This is a genomic window from Polaromonas sp. (genome assembly GCF_041689105.1).
Taxonomy (GTDB): domain Bacteria; phylum Pseudomonadota; class Gammaproteobacteria; order Burkholderiales; family Burkholderiaceae_C; genus Polaromonas.
On sequence record NZ_JBDNGU010000019.1, the window covers coordinates 1 to 2672 of the forward strand.

Annotated in this window: 2 protein-coding genes and 1 pseudogene; 1 reads left to right on the forward strand and 2 read right to left on the reverse strand. The window is 61.1% G+C overall.

What is annotated here, in order from left to right; genetic code table 11:
* Nucleotides 1-252 (forward strand): annotated as a pseudogene (locus ACESMT_RS01680) (hypothetical protein); the annotation flags it as partial.
* A 10-nt stretch (nucleotides 253-262) separates the two neighbouring features.
* On the opposite strand, the gene istB reads toward ACESMT_RS01680, so the two are convergent.
* Nucleotides 263-1057, reverse strand: a complete 795-nt coding sequence (gene istB / locus ACESMT_RS01685; RefSeq protein ID WP_372824623.1) for an IS21-like element helper ATPase IstB — start codon at nucleotides 1055-1057, stop codon at nucleotides 263-265.
* Entirely contained in the window at nucleotides 1054-2547 is a 1494-nt protein-coding gene (gene istA / locus ACESMT_RS01690; protein ID WP_372824625.1) for an IS21 family transposase, read from the reverse strand. Before istA ends, istB begins: the two co-directional genes overlap by 4 nt.
* Between the last annotated feature and the right edge of the window lie 125 nt (nucleotides 2548-2672).

The following is a 2672-nucleotide window of genomic DNA, read 5'->3' on the forward strand; positions in this document are numbered from 1 at the left end:
AAACGCTTGGCTTCTTCAAATAATAACGTTGTCATGGGTGCATCTGCCGTGGAGAAAAAAATGCACTACCCCGTGATGACCGAAAAGCAACTGGCCTCGCGCTGGAAAGTCAGCGTGAAAACACTTCGGCGCTGGCGGCAGAACAAGGTGGGTCCTGTCTGGCGAAAACTGTTTCGGCACGTTCGCTTGGTCGATGTCAACTATCCTGACCGCTCGGCGACAACTATCCTGGCCGGTGGAAGCGGGGAATGAGTTGGATTGGTTATTGAGTTGAGCGAACCTTTCGCGCAGGCGGGGCATGCCCCGCCTGCGCGGCGCGGCGGCGGTAGCTCTCCACGTTCATCTCCAGAATGGTTGCGTGATGCACCAACCGGTCCACTGCGGCCAGCGTCATGGCCGGCTCCACAAACACTTCGCCCCACTGTGAGAACGGCGTGTTGGCCGTGATTGCCAGACTCTTTCGTTCATAGCGTTCGGATATCAGCTCGAACAACACGGAAGTCTCGGCCTGGTCGCGCCGGACGTAGCTCAGGTCGTCCAGGATCAGCAGATCAAAGCGGTCGAGCTTGGCCAGTTCCTGGGGCAGGCGCAGATCACGCCGCGCCGCCTGCAATCGCTGCACCAGATCTGAGCAGCGGGTGAACAGTACGCGGCGCCCGGCCTCTATCAGCGCATGGCCCAGAGCGCACACCAAATGGCTCTTGCCAACCCCCGGCGGTCCAAACAGCAGGACGTTGGCGCCGCGATCAATCCATTCGTTACCCTCTGTCAGCGCCATCACCTGCGCCTTGGACACGGTGGGCACCGCTGCGAAGTCAAAGCTGGAGAGCCGTTTGTCCGGACTCAGACCCGATTCCGCTCTGTGGCGGTCAATGCGTCTTGCCTCGCGTTCATTGATTTCATGCTCCAGCAATGCTTCAAGCAGCCGGTGAGCGGGCCAGCCTTCGGTGTCCGATTGCGCACAGAGCTCACCCGCAAGGCGTTTGATAGTGGGCAGTCGCAGATCCGTAAGCATCAGGCCCAGTCGCGGCGAGGTTGTAATTGACGTGCCAGTCATAGCGTCACCTCGATCAGTTCGTCATAGACGGCAAGCGTGGGCAACGTCACCACCACATCTGGCACCGCACTGTTCGGTGGCGCCAGCAGTTGGGTCAATGCGTGTAAATCGGGCAACTGGTCGAGTTCGATCAACTGCTCCAGCTCCTGTGCCAGTTGGGCCTCATACCCATCAGCGGCCAGGACCAGCAGGCCTACCATTGTTTTGCAGGCTTCGCGTTCAGGTCTTGCCGCTGCCAATCGCTCCCACGTCTGGCGGTACACCGCGCGGGGGAACGCTGCATCGCGCAGCACCCAGCGGGCGAATGCTCCAGGCTTGCGCTTCAAAGCGCCCACCAAATGCCGGTAGTCGATTGAGCGAGCGTGGCGTTGTCCCTCCCGTGTAAACGCCCTGGGCATGCTGAGCACGCACTGACCTCCCAGCCAGCATTCGATATGCTGGGCGTACTGACGCACCATCAGACGGTGACCAATGAGTTGACTCGGCGCGCTGTACTGCACGCCCTTGAGGGTGAAGATGGCGTACTTGCTGACCCTGGCCGGCATCTCCTCAAATTCGGCCGTGCGGCGTACCGGCAAAGGTTTGAGCATGGGCCGCTCCACTGCCATGCACTTGGCGGCACGGATGTTGAATCTCTGCACGATGGTGTCAACAAACGATTCGTAGTCGGCGCAGCTATCAAAGCGCCGGCTGCCGCGCAGGCGCAAGGCTTGATCCAGCGCGGTCTTCAGGGAGTAGTGGCGCGATTCGATGGAGCCGTTCTCGTTGGACTGACCCGGATTGCAGCGGCTGGCGCGTAGCCCATAGTGGCGGCACAGGTCGGCGTAGCGTCGTGTGAGTTCTTCTTGCTCGGCCAAGTTGTTGAAGGCCGCCGACAGGCTGTCGGTACGGTGTTCTTCAGGCACGCCGCCCAAAGCCCACAGCGCGGCTTGCAAACCCGTGGACAGCGCCATGAAGCTCTCACCGGTGGTGATGACTGTGGCGTGACGCCAACCCGAATGCGCCAAGGCGAACTGGTACAGCCGGTGGGGAAACGCCGCGCCATCAATCTCGATTTGCAGGTCATTGGCCTCGGTGAAGTCCGACAGGCCCATACGTCCTGGGGGGTGCTCCTGGGCAAAGTAGACCTCGCGTTCGGCACCAAACTTGGTGCGCCACAAACGCATGCGTCGTTGCAGGGTGCGCAGCACGCTGTGGCCCCACTGCCCGGGGTAGCGACGCTGGAGTTCTTCCAGCAAGGTGACGGCGTTGAGCCTGACATCGGTTTGCAGCAGCGGTACGACTTCGCTGTCCCAGACCGCACTCAGCGGGTCTTCCCGAGTGCGCCAGCTCCTGTCTGCGCGTTGCGAGGGTAAAGCGGTGGCGTCTTCAACGCGCCGGGCGCTGCGCTCGCTGATGCCGGCCTTGGCGGCAGCAGCTACTTGGCTGAGCTTATTGCGGTGTTGTTTGTACTTGTGCACTTGGTGGTCCGTGATTCTCTTGCCGGGCATACCGCCTACCTTCGGTTTGTGTTCGAAGGTCACACGGTAGCCCCGCTTCCCGGACCCGCCCGGTAAGGGTCCTCAACCGGCCAACATAGTTGTCGTCAACCGGCCAAGGTAATTGTCGTCAACCA